Origin of the sequence: Bradyrhizobium barranii subsp. apii (assembly GCF_011516635.5) — a bacterium.
Classification (GTDB): domain Bacteria; phylum Pseudomonadota; class Alphaproteobacteria; order Rhizobiales; family Xanthobacteraceae; genus Bradyrhizobium; species Bradyrhizobium barranii.
In genome coordinates, this window is record NZ_CP096255.1 from 4244198 (window position 1) to 4269726 (window position 25529).

Here is a 25529-nt window from a genome sequence, read left to right on the forward strand (position 1 = left end):
TCAGCGCCTCGCCAACAGGCCTTGCGGCCGGACTGCCAGTACCAGCACCATGATCAGGAAGGTCACGACGATGGCGTAGGTCGGGATGTAGACCGAACCGAGCTGTTCGGCGAGGCCGATGATCAGCGCGCCGAGCGCGGCACCGGGGATCGAGCCCATGCCGCCGACGATGACGACGACGAGCGAGGCAAGCAGGAAGCGGATGTCTTCGCCGGGCGAGAGTGACTGGAAGGTGCCGCCGACGACGCCGGCGATGCCGGCAAGCCCGGCGCCGAGCGCAAAGACCAGCACGAAGACGAGCTGGATCCGCACTCCGGTCGCGGCCAGGATGTCGCGATCGTCGACGCCGGCGCGGATGATCATGCCGATGCGTGTGCGGTTGAGCGCGAGCCACATCGCCAGGCCGATCACGACGGAGGCGGCGAAGATCACCAGCCGGACCAGCGGATAGCGGAGATAGACCGGTTCGCCCGAGGATTTCACCGCAGTGACCAGCGGCAGCTCGATCGGGCCGATCAGCCAGTTCGGTGTCTGGATCTGATAGAAGTCGCCGCCGCAAGCCCACAGCATGAGATCGGCGAAGACGATCGAGAGACCGATCGTCACCATGGTCTGCCGCAAGTCCTGGCCCTCCATGCGGCGGAAGACGATGAGCTGAAGCAGGACGCCGACCAGCGCCGTCAGGATGAAGGCGACGATGAAGCTGAGGAGCCAGGAGCCGGTCGAGGCGCTGATGGCGTAGCCGACATAGCCGCCGAACAAATACAGCGAGCCGTGCGCGAGGTTGACGTTGCGCATCAGGCCGAAGATCAGGGTGAAACCGCTGGCGACAAGGAAGTAGAGGCCGCCGAGCGTGATGCCGTTGAACACGGCGTTCAGGAAGACCCGCTTGCGGCCGATCGCCTCTTCAAGTCCGGGCGGCCACACCGCCAAGGTCAGCCACAATGCAAGCGCGATCGCGACGATCACGATCAGGGCCCAGGCCGGATGACGTTCGACGAAGCGCGTCATGTCAACTGCCTCATCGCCGCCTCGCACCCCCGCAAGCGGAAAGCGGGAGCGATCAGGCCACTTCGACCTCGCCCTGTCTCATGTTTTGAACGCTGGTCGAACAGCCTTGCGTAGGCTGCGTACCTCGCCATGGACGTGCGTCCTCCCGGACTTGCGATCCTCTTTTCGGGATCGCGTTCCGACCATCTTAGCGAGGGCACAAGGGGAGCGTTTGATCGTCAGTATCTTTTCGCGCGCTGTCAGGCCCGCAAAACCTTGGCGGCGCGGCGGTAATCGGTCGGCGCCATCCCGACATTGGCGGTGAAGAAGCGTGTGAAGCCGCTTTGCGAGGAAAAGCCGAGGTCGAAGCCGATGTCGGCGATCGGTGCTTCGCCGGCGACAAGGGCTTCCAGCGCCTGTTCCATGATCAGGGTGTTGAGGTAGAGATGCGGCGTGACGCCGGTCTGGGTGCGGAACAGCCGGTAGAAATGCGGTCGCGACAGGCCGGATTCGCGCGCGATCGTGTCGAGCTCCATTTCGGCGCCCGGACTTTCAGACATCAGCTTGATGCATTTGCGCACGCGGAAGTCGGTGACGGCGCCGGCCGTGCGTGCGTCACGGGCGATCTCGGCCTGCTGCCAACTTTCGTCGTAGCAGATGTCGATCAGCCGCCGCAGCTCGGCATCGAGGCTGGAGAGTGACGGTGCGCCGCACACAAGTGCTGCGGTTCGTCTGATGTGCTTGTCGAGTGCGACCGTGCGCTTGAACTGGGTGCGGCCGAAACGCAGGCGGTCGGCTCCGGGCGCGTCGGGCGCGAACCATTCCGGATTGACGTAGAGCACGAAGAAGATCGCGCCACCGTCGAGATCGGACGGCAGGAAATTGTGAGGCTCCCAGGGATTGACCGCAACGATGGAGCTTTCCGTAAGGTCGTAGTGCCCGTTAGAGACGTCGATGCATGCGGACAGGCCGCCAACATGGAAGATCAGATGACCTTCGCGATGTGCGTGCACGTTGAAGGGGCGGTTCAACTGATAGACCGTCGCCCGACCGAACCGGCCGTGAAAGACGGCAAGCGCCCGGCTCATGCCTTCCCTCCTGAATGTTCTTGTCTTTTCAGTCAGCGTTCAACAACCGGGGCGAGATTGCAAGAGCGCAAGATATCGCGCCTGCAAATCGCTCCCGGTTGCCGGAGAGCATGCGAAACGAGCGACGGTGAATGCGTCAGTACTTCTTACATTCCGGGACCGTACGGCTCGGCAGTCCGATCTTGGCGAACACCGCCGGATCGTAACCGAGCGTCTGGTTCACGTTCGGGATCACCTTCACGACTTTACTGAACAGCGCACCCTTGCCGTCATCGACGACCTCGGTGACGAAGTTGGTGCCGATCGCCTGGCGGTTGGCGTCAAGCTTGATCTTGCCGTTCGGTGCGTCGATCTCGATCTTGGCCAGCGCCTCCTTGTACTTGGCCTGGTTGTTGGAAAGATCGCCATTGACCTCACGGAGCGCGAGGATCAGCGCCATAGTCGAGCCGTAGTAGTTGGTCGCAAGAAGCGACGGGCTCGGGAAGCGCTTGTTGGGTGGAAACGCGTCCTGATACGCCTTCACGAACTTCTGCCAGCCCGGATCCTCCCAAGTGTCGGCTTGGCCGCTCGCCGCGATGGTGCCGACCAGCGCATTCTTGGCGTTGCCTTTCGAGGACAGGATGGTCTGGTCGATCATGATGGAGCCACCCATCAGATGCGCCTTGCCGCCCGCCTGCTGGTACTGGTTCAGGAAGTTGACGGCATCCGCACCACCGAGGCCGAGATAGATCGCATCGACATCGTCGGGCAGCGCCGCGATGACGGAGGCAAAATCCTTGGTGCCGAGCGGCACCCATTGCCGGTTGGTGACCTGGCCGCCGGCGCCGCAGAATTCGAGCACAAGGCCGAACACCTGCGTATAGATGAAGGAATAGTCTTCGCCGACGGTCGCGATCTTGCGATATTTCTTGGTTTCATAGGCGTATTTGCCGAGGCCGACCTGCCACTGCGCGCCGTCCATGTTGTAGCGGAAGAAGTTCGGGGCGGGATCGACATAGGTGGTTTCTTGCGCGCCGGATGCCGCATTGATGAAGGTCAACTCGGGATGGGTCTTGGCGAAGTTCTTGACCGCAATGCCCTCGTCACCGGAGAGCGGCGACAGCAGGATCTGCACCTTGTCCTGCTCGATCAGCTTGCGTACGGCGCGCACCGCGGAATCCGGCGTCGCGTCGGTCGAAGCAACGATGAATTCAAGCTCTTTGTCGCCGACCTTCTTGCCAAGCACATTGAGCGCCGTCTGGTGGCCGCGCATGCCGTCCTCGCCTAGCACCGTGTAGGTGCCTTCCAGCGTTGCCGTGACGCCGACCTTGATCTTTTCCTGGGCGATTGCCGCGCCTGAAAGGAAAAGGGTGCTTAGCGCGATCAGTCCCACACTGCATTTCAACATTTCATTCCTCCCTCTATGGCCAAATTTTTCGCTGAATTGGCGCGGCGCCGTGGCTCCCGAAAGGCGCCCGGCTGTTGAACGAAGGCTAACCGAAGTCGGATGCAGTGCACGTATGGGCGCATCGTGCGGCTTGACGGGCAGTCTCATTTTGAATGTTGCGGCGCAATTGGCTTCGCGGTGCAATAGGCGGCCGGCTTGCCCAATTTGCAGGGCGGTGCGTGAGCGGCACGATCCCCTCCGGTTGATCCGTGCACGGAGCCTGATCCAGCACAGGCCTGGTCCGGTTCAAAATCCCCAAGGGAAGGTAGGGTGGAAACAGCCCCCCGACGGCTGGATCCAGCTTGAATTTGCCGACAGGGTGCCACGGATCGCGGCCGGCCGGGCCTCGATCCCGGCGCCGCTATTCAACCTAGGGTGAATTTGCCCCGGATTTCCATTACCATCTGGTGGAAATGAATCACCATACGGCCTCTCACGATCCCGTACTTGTGGCGCTGTCGATCCTGATCGCCGCGCTCGCCTCCTACACAGCGCTCGACCTCGCGACCCGGATGCGTGCCGCGTCTGGGCGGGCTCGTCCGGCTTGGCTTGCAGCCGCGGCCACCGCTATGGGGGGCGGCATTTGGTCCATGCATTTTGTCGGCATGCTGGCTTTCAGGCTGCCGGGGGTCGAGATCTCCTACGATCCATTCCTCACCTTTCTATCGCTTGTCGTCCCCATTGTTGTCGCGGCCGCGGCCTTTGCCGTGGTCGGAAGACGCCCGCAGGCGCTCCTGGTGTCCGGCCTGGCGATGGGGCTCGCCATATCCGGCATGCACTATACGGGCATGGGCGCGATGAGAATGGCGGCATCCGTCGCGTACGATCCTCGGTGGGTCGTGCTCTCGGTCGTGATCGCGATGTGCGCTTCGGTCGTGGCGCTCTGGCTTGCCTTTCGCAAGACAAATGCGACGCAGCGGCTGTTTGCAGGACTTGTCATGGGTCTCGCGATCTCCGGCATGCATTACGCGGCTATGGAAGGTGCCTCGTTCGAGCCTGCGAACACCATGGCGGGACACGCTGGACATTTCGTGGGTCGGGCGCCGCTGGCATTTCTGCTCGCCGGCGCCACCATCTTGATCCTGAGCATTGGGATTGCCGCTGCCGTCTATGATCGGGCCTCGGCGGAGCGCGCCCAACGCGAGGCCAGCGCGCTGAGGCGAAGTGAAGAACGCTTTCGGCTCCTGGTGGAGGGCATCGCCGATCACGCCATGTTCATGATCGAGCCGAATGGGGCCGTGGGAAACTGGAATCTCGGGGCGCGCCGGTTGATGGGATATGGCGACGACATCGTAGGGACCAGCTACGCGATCCTTCATACCGACGAAGACCGCGCGTCCGGGGCGCCAGCACGTGCTCTCCTTGAGGCGGAGCGGTACGGCAAGTCAGCAGTGGAAGCCTGGCGCGTGCGCCGGGACGGCAGCCGTTTCTGGGCAGAGGCAACCCTGGTCGCGGTACGGAACGAAAGCGGCTTGATCACCGGGTTTGCCAAGATCGTGCGCGACATCAGCGAGAGGAGGCGGGCACAGGAAGCGCTGGATCGGGCACGCGAAGCGCTGACGCTGTCGCAGAAAATGGAGACCATCGGTCAGCTTACCGGCGGCGTGGCCCACGATTTTAACAACCTGCTCGCCGCTGTTCTCGGCAGCCTCGAGCTCCTGAAAAAACGCCTGCAAACAGACGATCCGAAGATACAGCGTCTCGTGGACAACGCGATGCAAGGCGCGCAGCGGGGCGCTCTGCTAACCCAGCGCTTGCTTGCCTTCGCTCGCAAACAGGATCTCAAGCCGGCTGTCGTCGATATCGCCGCACTGGTGCGGGGCATGGCGTCACTGCTGAAATTCGAGGCAGGCGTCCGTATCGACACACTCTTTCCGCTGGATCTGCCCAACGTAAAGATTGACGCCAACCAGCTCGAACTAGCCATCCTCAATCTCGCGGTAAACGCGCGTGATGCGATGCCGGCCGGTGGCCTGATAACCATCTCCGCCAGAGACGAGCAGCACGAAGCTGGCGCTCCCCGCTACGTGGCGCTCTCGGTGAGCGACACGGGCTGCGGCATGGACGAGGAAACGCTCAAGCGCGCTCAGGAGCCATTCTTTACGACGAAGGGTATCGGCAAAGGCACCGGGCTCGGACTATCGATGGTTCACGGCCTCGCCGAGCAGTCCGGCGGCAGGCTCGTCCTGAAGAGCCGCCTTGGAGTGGGCACGACGGCCGAGATCTGGCTGCCGGTGGCTGAGGAGGAGGCCGCGGTGCCAGCGCCGCGAGCGGAGTCCCCGGCACCCATGCTTCGGGCCGACCACCGGCTTTCCGTGCTTCTGGTCGACGACGACCCTCTCGTGCTGGAGAATACGGCGGCAATGCTGGAGGATCTCGGGCATGCAGTGGTCGAGGCACGCTCGGGCGAAGAGGCATTGGATCTCCTCCGCCGCACGCAGACCATCGAACTGGTCGTCACCGACTATGCGATGCCGGTCATGACCGGCCTGCAGCTTGCTGAAGCCGTGGTCGTGGAGCGTCCCGGTACGGTCATCCTCCTGAGCACCGGGTATGCGGAGCTTCCCATTGACGCGCGTTCCAATCTGCACCGCCTGTCGAAGCCGTTCGATCAGGCTGCCCTTGAGAAGGCTATCCAGGGAGCGATGCGAGAGCGGGAGCGCGCGAGATCTGTCGTCGCCTGACGGTGTCGGGCTGACGGCCGCCGATCGGTGCCGCCAGCACATTTGCCTCCAGCTCCCCGACCAACCAATATGATTGCGTTGAGCCATTAGATCGTGTTTCGACCGGAGAGAATAACGGCGCCTCAGCGACGAGAGATTGCCGCTGTCCCGGCGAAAGCATGCCGGTGCTTGGCAACCGTGTTGCCGATTCGATAAAGGGCTAAATTCAAGTCAGCGTCGCGCGCGGATTCACAACCGTGTACCCCCTCAAAGAACGCGCGTGTATTCTCGTTGCGCGTCCACCTGAGTTGCCGTCGTACGCCATCCAGACGTCGCCCCCGATGTGCTGCTCGAGGACGAAAACGTGCCCGCGTCTTGCCGCGACCATTCCTGGTGCTGGCGACGTACGCGGAAATCTCAGCCAGTTTGCCGCGAGATTCAATTCCGGAACGATGCGACCAAACAGGCGCAGGGCTGCGGCACAACCGCAGAATGAGGAGGGGCAGCCCGCGGGGCGGCCGCCAACGATCCGAGTGCTGACGGGACTATCAGACGCCGCAATATTTGTATTGGCGACGACGGAGAGTTGTTTGGTTCGGTGTATCTGCAATGAGTCTCGCACCTCTCTTCGCTGGTTCGGGATTTGCGCGTAGTTCGAGAAGTCGCATGGCATGGTGACGTTGCATTCAGAGGCGTGCTGCATGCGATAGGGTCGTGCATCGGAATTGAGCGAGGTGATCACAACGAGGCAGCACGCAGAAATAACTTGCTTGAACATCGCAGGCTCCGGGATTGATGGATCCTGCCCCCAGCAACGAGCAACTAACAAAGATTGGCTGAAATGGGTCAAAAGAGCGGCCCAATGCGGGATCAGGGGCCGGCTATACTTCTGGAGTAACTCAAAACGCGTCGTTGAAGAGCGCCTTCTGCCGCAAGTGGGGCCGTGAACGCTGCGCCCGCTTCACGTGTCGATCATGGCCACGTAGTCCACGTGAAGAGTAATTGGTCCCTTCGATCCGTCCAGAATGACGCGGAGGCTCTTCGGATAGTATCCAGCCCCAACCACGGTCCCGGTCTTTCCAGATAAGCGAGGACCGGCTGCCGGCTTTACCTGAATTCGTGAACCCGGCGGAAACTTGACGTTCGTTTGGGCCGACCCTGACATGACGTCCTCGGCAGCAAATGAGCTGATTCCACTCGAAAAATCGCCAGCGCGCGGCACAGCGAACGGGTGCGACAAATTCGCTTCGCGTGCGCTATCAAAAAGAGCTCTCCAGCCACGGTGCTAAAGAGCGGCAAGGCAACCCAGCGCCTAATACTTCCGCGATTCGCAATTGCCCCCGCAAACGAGCTCGCCTTTGGTGCTAAAATACCGGCTCACAGGAGCGCTGATCCGCTTGGATTTTCTCTCTATTTGCGCCACGCCCTTTACTGAACAACGGAAACGCTTCGATGAGAACATCCGTCATCGGAGGTAATCCACGGACATCAATCCGGTTTGCGGCCTGCTACCGGCATTGAACAATTTCGTCGGCGTTGTGCCAGATTCAACATTGATCTTCTCGGCCTCGATTGGCCGCATATCGTTGAATCGTCTTTCAAAACAAGTTTTCCCGCAGATCCGGCGATCAGCGTTGGCGCGTTGTTGTGCAAACTTTCAGCACAATAATCCCTTGGTTACGCCCAATGGAACGGAGATTCCTGCCTCAAACGTAAACATACGTTCACCTCGGTGGGACGCACGATCGGTTGTCGGGCGCTCAGACCTACAGGTCACTGGGGGCTTTCAACACTGACAGGGGAATATCATTGGCAACATTACACTACGCTGCGGGCGGGGGTCTGGACTCGCAAGGTAACTTCGCACCAGCTGAAGCTGGCTTTAATCTCGCAGATGTCCAGTATGTCGACCAGGTGAATGCACTGCCCGACGGTGTGCAGGGTCTGGTCTGGCTCGATCAGTACCACGGCGTGACTCAGGACTTTATCGACCAGGTGACGCCGTTCCTCAACAATCCGAAAGTGTTCGGCTTCTACCTTGTGGATGAGCCTGATCTGACCGGTCAGTGGGGACCGCAAGCCGACCCCGCGGATCTGAAGGCTGAATCCGACTGGATTCATCAGCACGATCCCGGGGCCAAGACGTTCACCGTCCTGATGAACACTGGATCATCGGACGATCCGAACTACATGAACAGCTACAACCAGGCGAACACCCACATCGACTACTTCGGTCTCGATTGGTATCCGGTGTGGACGGACCGTCCGAACGTCGACCTCAGCACGATCGACAAGTACGTCTCTGCCGCTGAGCAAGCCGGAATCCCGCTCGACTCCATCGTTCCGGTTTATCAGGCGTTCGGCGGCGGCGGCTGGTCCACCGAAACCGGCAGCAAGGTCGCTGTGCCGACTGCCGCGCAAGAGCAGGCAATGATCGATCATTGGGCGGACCTCGTTCCCAATCCGGCCTTTGACTATGCTTACGCGTGGGGATCGCAGAATGGCGACACTGCGCTCGAGAATTTGCCGGCACTGCAGCAGGTGTTCCTTGCGCACAATACGAGCCATGGCACGGGGGGCGCGACCGCTCCGCCTGTTACCGATCCCGTTACCGATCCGGTGACCGACACGCCGCCGCCGGTGGACGCTGGCGGTAGCACCGGCACGGACGGCAGCACGCCGCCGGTTGACAACGCTGGTGGTAGCACCGGCACGGGCGGCAACACGCCGCCGGTTGCGGACGGTGGTGGTAGCACCGGCACGGACGGCTCCACGCCGCCGGTTGCCGATGCTGGCGGTAGCACCGGAGGCACCCCTCCCGTGTCGGGCTCGGACGGAACGACTGATCCGTCAACCGGCGGTTCGACGGATACTGGCGGCTGGGGTGGTCATCACCACGGCGGCGGCTGGTCGGGCGGTTCGTCCTGGCAGGCGGGCAACGGCGGTGGCGGGCACAACCACAACGGTGGTGGGCTCGATTTCTCGCAGTGGCTCAATAATGCCAGCACGTCGTCCGCATCCGGAGATCATTCCTGGTGGCGGGGTCACACTGCGACGTCGAACACGACTGCGGATGCCGATTCTGGGCAGACGGATACGCCGGACACAGGCTCGTTCGTAGCGCATCTGGCTGATTGGATGTCTCACCACAACAACGATCATCACGGGTGGCACTCGTAAGCTCGTAGGTCGTCTACATCGACAAGGACATGCGCGCGGTGCGCTGCGCGCATGTCCACTCTGGGGAGTTCCTCGCGATCACCGGGGCGGTCGAGAGGCGGGGCACCATTCCGCGCACGGCGGAATGTTGAAATGCGGGCGTCTTGACGCTCGATCGCATGCAATTTTTCAACCGTTTACCGTCGCCCGGCGAAGGGCGGCCCGGATATGCACATGCACGCTTCGGAAAAACAGTCTGCGCTCGCGGATGTCTTCCGTCGGATACGTCCCGGCCTGCTCGCGGCGGGTGGACTATCCATCTTCATCAATCTGCTGGTGTTCGTGTCGCCGATCTACACCATGCAGATCTACGATCGGGTGCTCACGAGCCGAAACGGGATGACGCTGCTGCTGCTCTCGCTCATCGCGCTCGTTCTCTTCATCAGCTACGCGACGCTCGAGCATTTTCGCAGCCGGGTTCTCGTGCAGACTGGATTGCGCTTCGATCGGTTCGTCTCGGGCGAGACGTTCGAGACCGCGCTCGGACAGGCGCTGAGCACGAGCAGCTCGCATCATGTTCAGCTGCTGCGCGATGTCGACACCTTGCGTGAGGTGCTGTCGGGCGGCGTCATCACGTCGCTGATGGACGTGCCGTGGACGCCGATCTTCCTCGCGATGTGTTTCCTGCTTCATCCGCTGATCGGCCTGGTCGCCCTGATCGGCGCGATCATCATCCTGACGCTCGCCTTCCTCAACGAGCGTGTCACGAAGGCGCCGTTGAATGCAGCCGCATCGAAGAACCTTCACGCACTGGACCGGTTGACGTCCTCGCTGCGCAACGCAGAAGCGATCCGCGCGCTTGGAATGGGACCCGCGATCCGCGCCGCCTGGGCTGTAACTCATGGTCAGGCGTTGCTGGAAAGCGCGACGGCCGGAGAACGGGGCGGGACCTTGCTCGCCATCTCCAAATTCCTGCGCATGGCAATTCAGGTGGCCATCATGGGAGTGGGCGCTTATCTCGCGATCCAGCAAGAGATTTCGGGTGGCGTTCTGTTCGCCGCTTCGCTGATCATGGGGCGCGCGCTCGCGCCCGTCGAGGCGGCAGTGTCGCAATGGAAGGCGCTGGTTGCCGCGCGCACATCATATGCCCGGCTGGATCGCGCGCTTGCGAACCGCGCGACTGAGCGACAGCCGACACGGCTGCCGGCCCTGGTCGGCGAAATCTCCGTCGAGGCGGCGACGGTACTCGTCCCCGGATCGCAACTGCCGGCCATCGCCGACGTCTCGTTCCGGCTGGCTCCTGGCGAAGTCGTCGCCGTGGTCGGCCAGTCCGGCTCCGGAAAATCGTCGTTGGCGCGGGCCCTGGTCGGCGCCTGGCCGCTGGTGCACGGCTGCGTGCGCATCGACGGCAACGACGTCAGGCATTTCGATCCCAATTTCCTTGGACAGAACCTCGGCTACCTTCCGCAGGACGTCGAACTGTTCGCCGGTACCGTGCGTGACAACATTGCACGTTTCCGCGACGACGCCTCCGACGAGGCGGTCGTCGAGGCAGCGCAGCTGGCGTCGGCGCACATGATGATCCAGCGTCTTCCCAAGGGCTATGACACCGTGATCGGGGATAACGGCGCAGGTCTTTCGGGCGGTCAGCGGCAGCGCATCGGGCTCGCGCGCGCACTGTTCGGCAAGCCGGTGCTGGTGGTGCTCGACGAGCCGAATGCAAATCTCGACGGCGACGGCGATCGCGCCCTGGCCGATGCGATCCAGCGACTGAGGCAGAGCAAGGTGACGATCATCATCATCAATCACCGCCCGAACCTGCTCGCCGCGGTCGACAAGATCGTGTTCATGCACGAGGGACGGCTCGGGCAAATCGGCACACGCGATGAAATGCTGCCTGCACTGCTCGGCAAGACGGTTGCGCCGATGCGGCGCGACGTGCGCGAGCCCGCCGAACATCATCGCGCCGATCGTCATCACCATGCTGACGGCAACCATCGAACCGATGGCGCTCACCGTCCGGCACAGCTTTCAAATCAAGTGCGTCAGGCGCACGCGACGAGGCAATAATGGATAATCTATTGCGGCGGGGACCGGACGCTCTTCACGACGAACTGGCGGAGCTTTTGAAGCAGTTCAACAAAGCAGATAAAGTGGCGCAGGAGCCGCTACCTCCGAGCAAACTCCTTGCGAAGACGGAGACCATGACAAGGTCGCTGGTCGATCTTGCCAAGCTGGTAGATCTTGCCAAGCTGGTCGATCTTGCCAAGGCGAAACTGCCGACCTTGTGGCCCCGGGGGGCAATGGGCAACGATGAGGATCCGTCGGGCGATTGGCAGACCCCCGCGCGGCGAGGCTTCCTGGTCGTCTTCCTGACCTTCGGCGTATTTGGCGGCTGGACCGCCCTCGCATCGATCGACGGTGCCGTGGTGGCCCCCGGCTCCGTCGTTGTCGAGAGCGACCGTAAGGTGGTGCAGCATCTCGAGGGTGGCATCGTCCAGAACCTGTTGGTCACAGGCGATTCTCATGTCGCGGAAGGTCAGGTCCTGTTGCGGCTCGATCCGACCCAGGAGCGGGCCAAGGAAGAGATCGCTCGCTCGGCGGTGTACTCGGCGGTTGCCGAGGAGGCGCGCCTGCAGGCGGAAGCCGAAGGCAAGGACAGCATCACGTTTCCGACCGAGCTGCTCCAGAAGACGTCCGATCCGAACGCGATACGCGCAATGGGCGACCAGAAGCGGCGCTTCGATGAACGTCGCGCTGCGCGAAAGATCGAGATCTCGATCCTCGAGGAACGTATCGCGCAGGCGCAGCGGCAGATCCAGGGGAATACCGCGCAAAACAAGGGGGCGCGCGCGCAGTTCGACAGTGTCAGTCAGGAATACACCAAGCTCAAGCCGCTCGTTGATCAGGGCATCGTTGCGTTCGCACGCGTCGCCACGCTGGAGCGCTCCAGAGCCGAACTCGAGGGCAAGATCGGCGCATTTGAAGCGGATATCGCTCGCTATGGCCGCATCATCGACGAGTCGCGGCTCCAGATCGATCAGGTCGGGCAGAAGGTGCTGGAGGAAGCGACCGGCAAGCTCGCCGATACGCGCGCCCAGCTTGCCGATGCGCGAGAGAAGCTGCGCGTCGCGGTCGATGTCCTGGCCCGGATGGAAGTGCGCGCACCGCGATCGGGGCGGCTCGTGAACCTCAAGGTTCACACGATCGGTGCCGTGATCAAGGCGGGCGACGTGCTGATGGAGATCGTGCCGGACAACGATGTTCTCGTGGTGGCCGCAAGGGTGTCGGCGCTTGATATCAACCACGTCCAGCTCGGCCTTCCGACGGAGGTGCGGCTTCCCTCGTTCAAGGCGCGCTCCACCCCGATCGCTGTCGGCGAGGTTCTTTCGATCTCGGCCGACGCCACGCGCGACGATGTCACCCATCAGCCCTATTACGAGGTGAAAGTCTCGGTCCAGGTGACGCAATTCCCCGACAAAGTCCGCGAGAAGCTCAAGCCGGGCATGATGGCCGACGTCCTGATCGCAACCGGAGAACGCACAATTCTTGCTTATCTGACCCAGCCGATCACGGACGCGATCCGGCGCGGGATGCGGGAGAGCTGAGAACGTGTAGGCTGTCGCTGGCCGGCCCGTGCGAGGGCCGCTGGGTTCAGGGTGCTACGCTGCAATGCCAACGATCATTGTGGAGGAAGTGCTCGAACCCGGCTATCTCTTCGCGTACGCCATGACGACGCGACCTGCGCCCGCGTCGTCCAAGACCACGCTGACATTCTCGTAAGCATCGTTGCGTTCGAGCAGGGTTGCCACCTGTCGATCCTGGTCGCGGCCCACCTCGAACAACAGGAGTCCTCCCGGCCGCAAGTAGCGAGGTGCGTCTTTTGTAACGCGCATATGGATGCTCAGTCCGTAGGGCCCGGCGGCGAATGCCTCGCGCGGCTCGTTCATGAGTAGAGAGGCGCGATCGCCTTTGAGCCGGGATTCCGAGATATAGGGTGGGTTGCAGACGATCATATCGATGGTTTGCTCGAGTTGCAGGCCTGCGAGAGCTTCGAACAGATCGCCCTGGAGCACGGTGATGCGGGTCTCGGCGCCCTGGCTCGCGGCATTGCGTCGCGCGAGCTCGACACATCCGTCAGTCAGATCGCTCGCCCAGACGCGAGCGTCGGGAATATTGAGCGCGATCGCACATGCAAGATTGCCGGCGCCGCAGCACATGTCGACGATCCGCGGCGAGGGGAGGTGTGCTCGGCGCAGTGCTTCAACCGCGGTCCTGCCAAGCAACTCCGTCTCCGGCCGGGGCACTAGCGCGCCGGGAGCAACCTGCAGTTCGATTCCCATGAATTGGGTACGTCCTCGCTCGTAAGCCTCGGTTACATTGAGCGTCTCGCTCATCGCATTCACACCTCTCGCGTGACGTCTTCCCTGTCAGCCGTGCAGTCCGACTTGCGGCTATTCAGCTGGGCGGCCAGGTGCAGACCTTTGCAAATCGCCGGCGAACGGCGTCCAGACCCGTCAGTTCAAATGTTTCCTCGTAGGGCGCAGCCGTTCCAGCATACACTTTGGTCAGAAGCCGGCCCACCCCTGGCATGGAGCTCATGAAGCGGGCGGCGTCGCCCGGAAAGGCGAGACTTCGTCCGCCATCAACAACCCTCCAGCGCTGATCGACAGGCGGTTGATCATTGATCTGGAATACGACCCTCACGTCGGTGCCTGGAGTTTTGGTCCAGGAACTCGCCGCGGAAAGCAACACCTCGGTCCGATTGGCGCGACAATGAATGGCGAGCGACGAGGGCCCATCCTTCGCGCCGGCTCGTGCGGTGGTCCGGGCGGCGATCTGCGGCTTGTGGTCCACCGGTGATGTCGTTTCACTCAAGATCCAGTTCGGACTTGGCGGCGGAGCTTGGAAGGACTGCTCAGGTGCTTCCCCAATCTGCTCGTCGACGCATGTCATGTGCTCCATTCCCTGAAACTGCGCACATGCCCTCGAACGATCTGGCGTGTCGCCGGCTTGCGCGCAGCTTAGATGACCGGTACCCACGAGAAAGACGGCCGCAAGGGTACCGGTTCGCTTCATCGCGATAGTCCGACTGTCGCGCTGGGCGAGCGATCGAGCCATTCCTGCGCCGGACCAAACCGGGCAAGAGTGGGGACGCTGGCGCGGAGATTCACGTCCTTCCATTTTGTATCGAAGCCAGCGGATTGCAGCCGGTCGAGCCGTCCGAACAGGTGGTCAACAAAGCGCACCATGCGCCGATAGCGATCGGTCTGCGGCTGCCAGTTGTAGGCGGCAAGAATCGTCGGGACGGCAATGGTCGCGATCCGCTTGCCCGCCGGCACGAGGTTTGGATAGTCCTTTGAATCGAGGGACGACGGAAGATAATAGTCTTCAAATCTGGGGTCGTATTCGATCGGCAGGAACTTGAAGCCATCATCCCAGCGTCCTTTCAAGAAGGCGTCGACCGGCTTTGATGTGATGAAGACGACCGCTGCGATTTCGCCGCTCTTCATCTGCTGCAATGCGACCTGGTGGGGAATGAACATCTTTTCGACGTTCAGTCCCAGCCGGCTGAAGATCAGCGGACCAGAATATGCGGCTGCCGTACCCTGGGTGTTGAAATTGACCTTCTTTCCCTTGAGGTCGTCGAGCGACTTGATCTCGGGACGCACGAAGACGTGCAGCTCGGCCGGGAAGAGGTTGAGAACATAGACGATGCGCTTTTCGATCGACGGAACCTGCGCCTTGTACTCGTCAAGGGCATCCATGTTGATGATCGCGGCATCAACGCCCTTGAGATAGAGCAGCGAATTGACGTTCTCGGTCGCACCGGTCGTCACGATGGGAATGACGTGAAGCTTGTCCTCCTCGTTGGCGACGCGTGCGATCTCTGCGGCGAGCCGAAGCGGTGCGCCCTCGATAAGTCCTCCGGCGAGTCCCACCGTCCATGCATTGATACGTTCCTTTGCGGTCGTATCGGCATTCCGTGGCGCGGTCGGCGCCGGCGGGTCGCGCGGCGAGCGAGATTGGGCATTGGCAGCAAGCTGCAGGCCGACCAGTGCCAATGCGACCGTGAACGCGAGCTTACTCAATGACATGGGGCCTCTCCATTCTCTGGTCTGGCTTCCGGGGCTCGCTCCAGCCGCTATTTGAGCCCCTTGATCCGTCCTTCTGCATCTCGAATGCCGCCGGCCTGGGCTCGTTCATACAGCTCGCGCGCCTTCGCGGAATCGCCGGCGACGCCGCGAGCGTCCCAAGATTGCAGTACGTGAGGATCGTAAGTTTCGGCTAGCATAAAGGCTGCTTGCGCGCTGCCATGTCCAAGCACGTATTCCAGCAAGCCGCGGGCACCGTTGATGTCGGACTGCCGCAACAATGCGCGGGCGCGCGCGAGCAGTCGCTCCTCGTTCGCAAGCGGGCGCGGTACTCCGCTCGCGGCGACCTGTCGCTCCACCGAAGCCTTGGCCTTCGAGTCGGCGCCGGGCAGGGCGGTCCCCTTTGTGATCTGCGCGCTCGGTGGCATCGGCGCGGAGGCTGACGGTGCGGGCGGAGGCGAAGCAGCGGGCTGGAGGCTGGTCTGGCTCGGTGCGCGGCCGGCGGGCTCACGCGAGGGCGCCGCTACAACTGTGGAAGCATTCCATGCGGCCAGATGATCCCGGACGGATGCGGACGTCGGGAGCGTTGCCGTGCCGCTGCCCGGTTGCTCCTTTTCGCGCTTGGGTGCGGCCTTTGCGGCGGCCTCGGCAGCTCGTGCAGCCTCCGACGTTTCAGCCCGCGCCAGGTCGCGTTGATCCTTCAGCGACGCCGCCTCGCGCGCGAGAGCGTCCGCGCGACCGCGCTGCTGTTCGACCTCGCGTTTCAGTGCCAGTTTTTGCTCGGCGTCTGCAGCTCGGGCCGCAGCCAACTCGGAGCTCGCGGTTTGCGCTGTACGGAGTTCAGCCTGAAGGGGCTGCAGCTGGCGGTCCGCGCTTTCAGCTCGGTCGCGCTGCTTCTCGACCTCTCGTTTCAGTGCCAGTTTTTGCTCGGCGTCTGCAGCTCGGGCCGCAGCCAACTCGGAGCTCGCGGTTTTCGCTGTGCGGAGTTCAGCCTGAAGGGGCTGCAGCTGGCGGTCCGCGTTCTCAGCTCTGTCTCGCTGCTTCTCGACCTCTCGTTTCAGTGCCAGTTTTTGCTCGGCGTCTGCAGCTCGGGCCGCAGCCAACTCAGAGCTCGCGGTTTTCGCTGCGCGAAGTTCAGCCTGAAGGGGCTGCAGCTGGCGGTCCGCGTTCTCAGCTCTGTCCCGCTGCTTCTCGACCTCTCGTTTCAGTGCCAGTTTTTGCTCGGCGTCTGCAGCTCGGGCCGCACCCAACTCAGAGCTCGCGGTTTGCGCTGCACGGAGTTCAGCCTGAAGGGACTGCAGCTGACGGTCCGCGCTCTCAGCTCTGCCCCGCTGCTTCTCGAGCTCGCGCGTCAGCGTCAACTGTTGATCGACATCTGCAGCGCCGACCTTCGCGGTCTCGGAGGCCGCGATCCGAAGGGGGCCGAGTTGGCTGATCAGGGCTTCTGTCTTGTCCTGCTCCTGCTTTAGTTCGCGCTCGAGAGCCTGCCTTTGTGCGGCCTCCGCCGCGGCAGACTTCGTGGCTTCGGATGCTGCGCTGCGCGAAGCCTCAAGCTCCGAGCGAAGCGAGGCAAGCTGGAGGGCAAAGCGTTTGGCCCCATTCCGTCGGTCGACTGGACGCTCCTGCTTCGGTTCGGGTTCGGGCGCCTGCATAGCCTTTGAAGCCGCAACCCTTGCGACGTCGAGCTCCGCCTTCAGGAAGGAGATCTCACGTGACAGATGATCGGTCTTTTCCCGCTCCTGTTCGAGCGCCTGCGTTTGCTGAATACCAATCTCCATGGCGCGGACAGTGTGCGTCTGGGTCTGCCGCGCCGCGTCGAGCTCCACTCGAGCCGCAGCCAATTCGCGCGCAAGCTTGTTCGCTCGTTGCCGCTCCTGATCCAGCAACAGGTTCTGGTTGAGCCGCTCCGTCTCGGAAGCTGCTTGAGCCGCATTTGAGACCGGGGGCGGCGTAGACGTCATGTCCTGCGCAGGGGCATCGGCAGCCGCGCGGGGCTGCTCGGTCGCGGTCCTCGCTCCGCGCGGTCCGGTCGCGGCGGGCCTGCTTCCAGCGGGCTGTGTCGCGGCGGGTCGCGCCTCGTCCGCGCGTTGGACGAGCTTCAGCCTTTGTTTAATCCCGTCGATCTGCTCTGGTCCGCGCGTACATCTGCACAGATCGAGCATCGCCGGTGTGATGTAGGAGGCACCCCGGTCGCCGTCGTCCTGGGATTTGGCATCGGCAGTTCCAGTCAGAACCGGCAGAAAGCAGGTGATCAGAACCACCATGAGCCGGCCGGCTCTGTCGCATGCGCGCGAGCCGTCAGCGATGTCGAACAATCCGAGTTCGCGGAACGCAAATTGCCGGTGCCTGGGCCGGCGCGTAGCTTTGCTCAGCGCGACGGCTGTTCCTTTCGACAAGTCGAATCCGTGTACCCCCATTGCGACGCCCAACTGCTTGGTAGGGACCATGATGCTTGGTAGCTTGGTAGGGATCATGATGCTTGGTAGCGATCATGGCATGTCGTTTATGACGGCGCTTTCATCGACGCGATGTCGATGTCGCAGTTGCGGTAGCCAAAACGGAGTAGTGCGCCGACAATGGGAATTAAGTAGATCGGGCGGGGCTTTGGCCAAAGCTGCTTGCCCCCACGGTTGCGCTTAAATAGCTTGCGACGTGCACGCTTCATCACACACGCAGGAAGCACCCAGCCATGAGCAGATCATTTGCCATTTTTGCCGGCGTGGCGGCTGTCGGACTGGTTCTCATTAGCGGCATCGAAACCCGCGGTTCTGCGCAATCCACCCTCTCCACCAAGAATCCCGGCACTACCGCCAGGAACGCAAATGCCAAGATGGGTGTTGCGACACCTCGGAAGCAGCCGCCGCATCGACTTGTCATCCATGTCGACGTCAACGATCCGGCCGTCATGAATCTCGCTCTCAACAACGTCAGCAACGTCGTTCAGCACTACGGCGACCTCAGCCAAAAGGTCGAGGTCGAAGTCGTCGCATACGGGCCAGGACTGCACATGCTGCGAGACGATACCTCGCCCGTGAAGGGGCGCATCAAAATGATGACCGAAACAACGCCCGAGCTTACGTTCTCGGCCTGCGGAAATACACGAGAGAACATGACCAAGAATGAGGGCAAAGAAGTGCCTCTCATCACGCAAGCGAAGGTCACCAAATCCGGGGTTGTTCGCCTGATGGAGCTTCAGGAGCAAGGCTGGAGCTACCTGCGGCCCTGATGATCGTACTACGCGGCATCCCCAAGCGCGAGACGGCGGGTTCGAGCCAGGTTTGAGCCGAACCCGCGTGATATCTTCGTGCTGTCCTGTGGTGGGCAGGACCGGCCCCCCAAAAAGCATTGTGTTGTGGATCAGGAGCAGGACGCCCCGATCGCGCGCTCGATGACGGGGCGATTGATCGAGAGGTGGGGCTCGACCACCAGATCAAGATGTCCGCCGGCGATCGGAATCACGTCCAGTTCTTCAAACAGGGAGTCCCATCCGAGGCGCGGCGTCACGCCAGGCCGATGGCAGGCAAAGACAGTTCCCTTGATGGCTAGACGAGGCTTGGCATCCTCGACCCAGCGTCCGAACGCGCGCATCCGGAGAATCTCCTCGAGCTCGAGCTTGAGCATGAAGCGCGTGTTTGCCAGGCGAGGCCATGTAATGGTGTCGATGAGCCTGCAGAATCGAGCCTCCTGGCCCAAGCGAGCGGCGAACTTCGCCACCGAACGACAGAACATGCGGTAGATCGTCACTCGATGGGATCGAATCCGCTGTAGCGTGCGAGAGAGGGCTTCTCGGTGATTTGCTCTGCGAGGGCCGACATTGGTGTCGAGGATGCCCAGGAATTTGACGGCACGACCTTGTTCGATCAACCGGCTTGCGACTTCGAAGGCGACGCCGCCGCCCAGGGAATAGCCGATCATTCGGATGTCGCCGCGTGGTTGGGCTGCATTGATCTGTTCGACGGCCATCGCGGCCATCTCCTGCACGGAATCGCGTCCCGCGAGGCTCCAGCTCAGATCTGGATAGCGAATCGGAATCACCCGCGCCACCTTGCCGAGCTGAGCGCCAAATGCGGCCATGCTCGGGCCATAGCCCATGGAGCCGGGCAGAATGACAAGACCTGGGAGAATCTCGTCGTTTAGACGCTGCCGCACCGGTGGCTCCACCGTCGCGATAGCCCGGATCATGTCTTCAGCGCTCATATCGACCGTGAACGCTTCCATGCTGACTTCGCGGCCGATGAGGTCTTCGATATCCATGACGCAGCGCAGGAGCTTCAGGGAATCACCGCCGGCCTCATCCCAGCGTCCGGCAGCTTCCGGCACGCCGAGGATGCTGCTCCACACCTGCTGCACGATCCTGTTGGCCTCAGCCATTCCTTGCATCGTCGGCACAGGCGCGGGCGAGGTCGTTTTGCTTTCGAGATCGAGCAGCTTCAGCTTGGCGTGATCGATCTTACCTCCTGGAAGGCGCGGCATCTCCGGTATCTCGTGCAGCCTGGTCGGATGCAAAGCCGCAGGAACAGCCTGCCGGATGCTGTTGCGAACGTCGGTCCGGAAGTGCGCTTTTTGTGGATCGGCCGGCGATGCAAACAGGACCAACTCGTTCGCGTCCGTCACGACGGCGACAGCGTCCTTCACATAGGTGAGCTTGCGCAACGCACTCTCGAGCTCGGCCGGCTCGACACGCTGGCCATTGATCTTGAGCTGGCGTCCCTTCCGTCCAACGATCCGCATCAGTCCGTGCGTATCCACGGTGACGAGGTCGCCGGTCTGATAGATGCGAGACTTTGGGGCATCCGGGGAGGGCGATGCCGGAGAAAGCCGCCCGTCTTCCCAGTATCCGAGCATGACGTACCTGCTCTTGATCACCAGTTCGCCGACTTCACCCTGCTGTGCGGGCTTCCCACTTTCGTCGACCACGGCGTACGATATGCCGGGAAGCAGGTAGCCAACAGGAACGCTGACGCCGTCCTCCCGCCATTGCTTGGGAAGAAACCACTGGGTGCCGGTGGTTTCCGTCGACAGATAGCTGACCTGGATGAAGCAACCCGGTGGTATCGCTCGCCGAACGAGCGCGATATCGGTCCACAGGACCTTCTCCCCGCCGATGCGGATCATGCGAAGCGAGTCGAGATCGCCTGGGCGGCTTGCGTTGATCAGTGCACGCACCAGGGCTGGTACAACGTATGTAATCGTCACCTGTTGCGTGGTGATCTGGCGAAGAACGCCGCGCAATCCGAGCGCCTCGACGTCGACGATGTGCAGTTTTGCCCCCGTCAACAAAGCCGACAGCATCTCCCGGCAACCGGCGATCGTGGTAGGGCCGCTCAGAGGCATGACGACGTCTGCCGCACCTATGTGGCAGGCGTCCACATATTGCTGGACGCGCTGGAGCAGGTTGCGTTGGCTGTTGACGACCCCTTTCGGAGCTCCGGTGCTGCCGGAGGTATAGAGCACTACGGCAGGCGCATCGACCGAAACCTTGGGGAGTGTTGAAGTTGCTGCGGAAGGTTCGCTGGCGCCGGCGACGTCGAGCCAGCGCAGGCCGTGCTGTTGGATCCACCCGGCGGAGCTGTCGCCGTCTTGCCCGATCAGCACGGAAATCCGGGCGGCCGCGGCGATAGCCGTGAGCCGCTGAACTGGATCGCGGGGATTGAGTGGGACGAGGACGCGTCCGGCTGCCATGCATGCCAGCATAGCGATCGGCTGCCAGGCCGAGCTGCGCAAAATCCACCCGACGGCTTCCTGCTCCGGGATCAGCGCGCTGATCGCCTGGGCCAAGGTCAAGACGCGGGACAACAGCTGCGCGTACGTGAAGCTGTGATTGCCGTCGCTGATTGCGACCCTGTCGGCGAACTTCGCCGTCACCGCAATCAGGTGTTCGATGGCGGGGACGCAGGCAAAGCCGGCTTCCAGGGGATCGAATGATCGATCGACCGGACCGTTCAGATCGAGAGGCACCCCCACGGGGCTCAGCCAGCTCAGCGTCGCTGGAGCTTGCTGAACGGTCGAGGGCAGGTGCGCGTCAAGGGTGTCGCATGGATCACCCGACGGATCGCCAGATATCTGAAGCCGCATCACCGTACCCGTCATTTTGCTGTCCCAACGTACTTAATCAGGCCTGGGCACGCATACTTCAAACGAAGGATGCCGGTTTCGCAGCCACCGTCTGGTCGATCGGCTGGCTGCCATATCGAAAGACCCGGGTGATTAACCCAGGCCGCCTGGGGATCATTGCCGTGGTCTCAGGCCAGATGCAGCGTGGTCGGAAACATTGATTGCAGGTTCGATGCTTGTCCACCGTACCGCCGTTGTTTTGAAGCGGCGATAGTAATGCATCAAAGTCGATGTTGATGACGGCTCCAGATCCGAGGGCGCGAGCTCGGACGGTACTCCGTGCGTCAGGACACACCAGAGCTTGATACGAGAATCGAGATCCGACGTCCCGGCAAACCGGGTCAAAGTGCTTCGCACGACGTCGCGGCTCGTGCTTCCGGCGCGGACGGCAAGCAGAACGTGATCCGCCCAGGAGGCGAGGAGGCGCACTTCCGGCGCATCATCCAGCGATGGTGCGTTGATGACGACGAGATCGTAGGTGTTTCTGAAGTGCTCGAACAGCGAGGCGACTTTCGGACCGGCCAACGGCCCCAGGCGACTGCCCTCGGACAATCTTGACGATATGTAGTCGAGTCCGAGCTCCGGGATGTGCTGGACGGCCTTGGCGGCCGCTCCGTCGTGCGCCAACAGCTTGAACAGATCTGCAGCCTCACCGCCGACGCGCCGGGGCAATTGAGAGAAATCCAGGAACAGAACGCGCTGTCCGAGTTGCGCCGCACAAAAGCCGAAACTCCAGGCGATCGCGCTCTTGCCTTCACCGTGCAAGCTGGATGTCACCAGGATGACATGCGGCGTCTGTGGCGAGACCGGATCGGCGGCCATGAGGGATACGACGGTCGAGCGAACGGCCCTGTTATGCGAGACAGCCGATTGCTCTACGAAGCGCTGCGGCGAGATGCTCAGCTCCGGCGGGATCGAGGGGATCAACCCGACGCACGGGATGTCCAATGCCTCTGCAGCTTCCGCCTCGGTGTGCAGACTTCGATCGAAGTGCTTCAGGATGATCGCGACGAGACATGCCAGGAGCGCGAAGATAATCGTGATCGGTGGAACAAGGAGGAACGGGTTCAACGAGCTCGGAAAGTCGGGTGGTGAGGCGTCCGCGATGACGGTCACGTCTGGCTCGGCGACCACGCCCTTCGTGGTGAGATCCTGCCGCTTTCGTATCAGTGTTTCATATTGCTGCGCCAGCGTGGTTATTTTCCACTCCAACGCGGCGGCGGCCTGTGCGGCTGCCGGTGATGACGAGATCTGACCTGAGTGACTGGCGTCCCATTCCGCCTTCGCCGTCGAAAGTTCGCGCTGAACATTCGCCGATTGTGCTGCGATGGCGTCCAGAGCCTGGAGCTCCACAGCCCGCTTTTGCCGGACAAGCTCGTCAGCGTAGGATCGGGTGACCAGGTTTGCGACGTCTGCGGCCCGTTGTGGATTGGGGTCGCTGGCAATTACGCTGATAACTCTGGACCGGCGCTCCTGGCTGACCTTCAGGCGCCCTTTCAATGCTGCCACCGCCGCGCCGTCGCTCGGGTCTTTCCGGAAGGAGAGGAACCCCTTTATCTTTGACAAGGCAGTGCGGAGCACCGAACCGTTCTCGTTGGCCGGGTTGTCGAGCATCCTCAGTGCCGGCAGGAGCCGCCGCAGATACGCATCGGATGACATGACCGTTACGTGCGTATCGATCGTCGGGTCGTCCGAACCGCCAGTCGGCGAGGAATTTCCGGATGCACCGGCATTGTCGGCCGCTCCGCTTCGAGCGCTCACGACAAGCTGTGCCGTTGCGAGATAGGTGGGCGACATGAAAACACTACCGAGCACCGCGAGCAGCGCGCCCGCGCCGATCATTTTGACGATGAAGAGCTTGTATCGCCTGATGCTCTCGAAGACATGCTTGAATGCCGCGATGGCGTCATCGGGAGGTGACTCGTCGCCCTTTGACCGGCCCTGGGTCAGGACAGTCACCGGCAGAATCCGTTTATTTGTGAACGCTTCCATCGCCTGCTCCTTATTGCGCCGGTTCCATCACGCCTGCTGTTCGCGAAGGCCCGGAGGTAACTGCTGAGTCGAGCCAGGACTGCAGCATCAAGACAGCCCACAGCGGTCGTGAGAAATCGCGGCGACCGCTAAGATGTTGAAGCCAGCACTCCTGCACGCGGGAAACGTCCAGAAGATGCTTGTTGCGAAGGCGCGACTCCGAAAGGAGGTCCGACGCCCACGAACGAAGCGGTCCCTTCAGCCAGGAGCCGATCGGCACGTCAAAGCCCTGTTTCGGTCGCTCGAAGAGGTGGCGCGGCAGGTAACGGCCAAGGACCTGGCGCAGGAGCCATTTTCCCTGGCCATGACGCACCTTCGCCGAATTCGGCAGCGCCCAGCTGAATTCGACAACGCGATGATCCAGAAGCGGGCAGCGAGCCTCCAGGCTCGTGGCCATGCTCGCGCGATCAAGCTTCACGAGAATATCGCTCGGGAGATATCCAAGCATATCCCGAACGATAAAATCAGACAGCAGATCGTTGAGCGGCGGGATCGAGTCCGGCTCCGAGCCTGCCTGGGTTCGCGTCAACTGCAGTTCGGAGAGCCGCGTCGACCGACGGTACATCTCGCCGACGTCGTTGCTGCCAATAAGGTCTGCCAGGCGGTTGATCCGGTCGCCGTGCGTCATCCGCTGCAACCAACCTGGAAGACGAAGTGTTTCGACGACGCTTTCGCGCATGCCGCGCCCGAGCAGCGCCACACCGCCCGCGGCCATGGTCCGGATCGATCGGTTGGAGTTCAGCAGAGGCGCTAAGCGGGCGGAAAGTACGTGCCTGGAATACCCTCCGAAACACTCGTCACCCCCGTCGCCCGAAAGCGCAACGGTGACGTCCTGCCGTGCAAGTCGAGATAGAAGCAGTGTCGGGATCTGCGATTCATCGGCAAACGGCTCGTCCCAGATGGTTGGAAGTTCGGGGATGACCGCTCTGGCGTCCGCGGAGGTGAGACGTAGCTCGGTATGGCTGGTGCCGAGGTGCTGCGCCACGGCCGCAGCATTAGCCGTTTCATCAAAGGCGCGCTCACCGAATCCAATCGTGAAGGTCCGTACCGGGCGCGCCGATTGGGCCTGCATCAGGGCCACGACGGTCGAACTGTCTATTCCGCCCGACAGGAACAGCCCGACCGGAACGTCGGCAACCATTCGGTCGGCGACCGCGGCCTTGAGCAGATCGCAAGCCTGGGAGACGAGTTGCTGGTCATCTGCAGTGGCGAGCGCTGCGCGGCCCGTGTGCGCGACATCGGCCAACGACCACCAGGAGCGCGCGCGTTCTTGTAGAGCTGCGGCATCCCGGCAGACCAAGAGGTCCTCGGCACGGATCGATAGGGCGCCCCCGGGTGGAATCTTGAAGACGCCTCGCCATATGCACTGGTCTTCCGGCAACCATCCGCGCGATAGAAACTCCGCAACCGCGCCCGGGTCGATCTCCTGGTGAAAGTCGGGGAATGCCGCGATGGCCTTCAACTCCGACGCGAACACGACCGCATTTGACGTCCGCGCGACGTAGAGCGGCTTTTTCCCCATTCGATCGCGGGCCAGGTGCAGCGAGCGGTTCCGGCGATCCCACAGGCCGATTGCGAACATACCATTGCAGCGCTGGAGAGCCTTCTCCAGGCCCCATTTCTCGATCAGGGCCAGCAAGACCTCCGTATCACTATTGCCGGTGAAGCGCTTGCCTGCGCCCTCGAGCTCTTGCCGCAATGGCTTGTAGTTGTAGATCTCGCCGTTGAACGTAATGACGAAGCGGCCGTCGCTCGAAAGCATTGGCTGCCGGCCCGCATCGGAGAGATCGATGATGGACAGCCTGCGATGCCCGAACGCAACGCCGGCGTCACGATCGCTCCAGAACCCGTCCGCATCAGGACCGCGGTGGCGCAGGCGAGCCGTCATCGGCCCGATCGCCGCCAGGTCGGCGGATCGAGAAGCATGCGGCGTCTGAAGTATTCCTGTAATTCCACACATTGC

16 protein-coding genes are annotated in these 25529 nt (G+C 62.2%); 5 read left to right on the forward strand and 11 right to left on the reverse strand.

Annotated features, from left to right (window positions below; genetic code table 11):
* From HAP41_RS19995 to HAP41_RS20005, 3 genes are all read right to left on the reverse strand, one after another.
* Entirely contained in the window at positions 1–1011 is a 1011-nt protein-coding gene (locus tag HAP41_RS19995; RefSeq protein WP_071915371.1) for a branched-chain amino acid ABC transporter permease, read from the reverse strand.
* 239 nt (positions 1012–1250) lie between these two features.
* Positions 1251–2078 carry a helix-turn-helix domain-containing protein gene (locus HAP41_RS20000; protein ID WP_166097448.1) on the reverse strand — a complete coding sequence of 276 codons (828 nt, stop codon included), beginning with the start codon at positions 2076–2078 and terminating at the stop codon, positions 1251–1253.
* Positions 2079–2214: 136 nt separating this feature from the next.
* Positions 2215–3465, reverse strand: a complete 1251-nt coding sequence (locus tag HAP41_RS20005) for an ABC transporter substrate-binding protein (protein ID WP_166097446.1) — start codon at positions 3463–3465, stop codon at positions 2215–2217.
* Between the two features lie 452 nt (positions 3466–3917).
* Here HAP41_RS20005 and HAP41_RS20010 point away from each other — a divergent pair, with 452 nt between their 5' ends.
* Positions 3918–6188, forward strand: coding sequence for an MHYT domain-containing protein (locus tag HAP41_RS20010; protein ID WP_166097444.1), 2271 nt, complete (start codon positions 3918–3920; stop codon positions 6186–6188).
* A 205-nt stretch (positions 6189–6393) separates the two neighbouring features.
* On the opposite strand, the gene HAP41_RS20015 is transcribed toward HAP41_RS20010, so the two are convergent.
* The gene (locus tag HAP41_RS20015) at positions 6394–6945 is read right to left on the reverse strand and encodes a hypothetical protein (protein ID WP_063984337.1); all 552 of its coding nucleotides are present in this window, start codon (positions 6943–6945) and stop codon (positions 6394–6396) included.
* A 1031-nt stretch (positions 6946–7976) separates the two neighbouring features.
* Between HAP41_RS20015 and HAP41_RS20020 the strand changes: the two genes are divergently transcribed.
* From HAP41_RS20020 to HAP41_RS20030, 3 genes are all read left to right on the forward strand, one after another.
* Entirely contained in the window at positions 7977–9347 is a 1371-nt protein-coding gene (locus HAP41_RS20020) for a RodZ family helix-turn-helix domain-containing protein (RefSeq protein ID WP_175618100.1), read from the forward strand.
* A gap of 207 nt (positions 9348–9554) precedes the next feature.
* The gene (locus tag HAP41_RS20025; RefSeq protein WP_166097440.1) at positions 9555–11396 is read left to right on the forward strand and encodes a type I secretion system permease/ATPase; all 1842 of its coding nucleotides are present in this window, start codon (positions 9555–9557) and stop codon (positions 11394–11396) included.
* Positions 11396–12934, forward strand: a complete 1539-nt coding sequence (locus HAP41_RS20030; protein ID WP_224580798.1) for an HlyD family type I secretion periplasmic adaptor subunit — start codon at positions 11396–11398, stop codon at positions 12932–12934. Before HAP41_RS20025 ends, HAP41_RS20030 begins: the two co-directional genes overlap by 1 nt.
* Positions 12935–13036: 102 nt before the next feature.
* Here HAP41_RS20030 and HAP41_RS20035 read toward each other — a convergent pair whose 3' ends face one another.
* The 4 genes from HAP41_RS20035 to HAP41_RS20050 all read right to left on the reverse strand — a co-directional run bounded on the left by HAP41_RS20035 (position 13037) and on the right by HAP41_RS20050 (position 17895).
* Complete coding sequence (locus tag HAP41_RS20035) at positions 13037–13723, reverse strand: N5-glutamine methyltransferase family protein (RefSeq protein ID WP_166097437.1); 687 nt, start codon at positions 13721–13723, stop codon at positions 13037–13039.
* A gap of 61 nt (positions 13724–13784) precedes the next feature.
* On the reverse strand, positions 13785–14282 hold the full coding sequence (locus HAP41_RS20040) for a hypothetical protein (RefSeq protein ID WP_166097434.1): 498 nt from the start codon (positions 14280–14282) through the stop codon (positions 13785–13787).
* 119 nt (positions 14283–14401) lie between these two features.
* Positions 14402–15424 carry a TAXI family TRAP transporter solute-binding subunit gene (locus HAP41_RS20045; RefSeq protein ID WP_166097432.1) on the reverse strand — a complete coding sequence of 341 codons (1023 nt, stop codon included), beginning with the start codon at positions 15422–15424 and terminating at the stop codon, positions 14402–14404.
* Positions 15425–15471: 47 nt separating this feature from the next.
* Entirely contained in the window at positions 15472–17895 is a 2424-nt protein-coding gene (locus HAP41_RS20050) for a hypothetical protein (RefSeq protein ID WP_166097429.1), read from the reverse strand.
* A gap of 215 nt (positions 17896–18110) precedes the next feature.
* Here HAP41_RS20050 and HAP41_RS20055 point away from each other — a divergent pair, with 215 nt between their 5' ends.
* The gene (locus HAP41_RS20055; protein WP_166097427.1) at positions 18111–18647 is read left to right on the forward strand and encodes a DsrE family protein; all 537 of its coding nucleotides are present in this window, start codon (positions 18111–18113) and stop codon (positions 18645–18647) included.
* Positions 18648–18778: 131 nt separating this feature from the next.
* Here HAP41_RS20055 and HAP41_RS20060 read toward each other — a convergent pair whose 3' ends face one another.
* The 3 genes from HAP41_RS20060 to asnB form a co-directional block, all read right to left on the reverse strand.
* Positions 18779–21511, reverse strand: a complete 2733-nt coding sequence (locus HAP41_RS20060) for a non-ribosomal peptide synthetase (protein ID WP_166097424.1) — start codon at positions 21509–21511, stop codon at positions 18779–18781.
* A gap of 138 nt (positions 21512–21649) precedes the next feature.
* Positions 21650–23527, reverse strand: a complete 1878-nt coding sequence (locus tag HAP41_RS20065; protein ID WP_166097422.1) for a GumC domain-containing protein — start codon at positions 23525–23527, stop codon at positions 21650–21652.
* A 10-nt stretch (positions 23528–23537) separates the two neighbouring features.
* Positions 23538–25526, reverse strand: coding sequence for an asparagine synthase (glutamine-hydrolyzing) (gene asnB, locus HAP41_RS20070; RefSeq protein WP_166097419.1), 1989 nt, complete (start codon positions 25524–25526; stop codon positions 23538–23540).
* Positions 25527–25529: the final 3 nt, after the last annotated feature.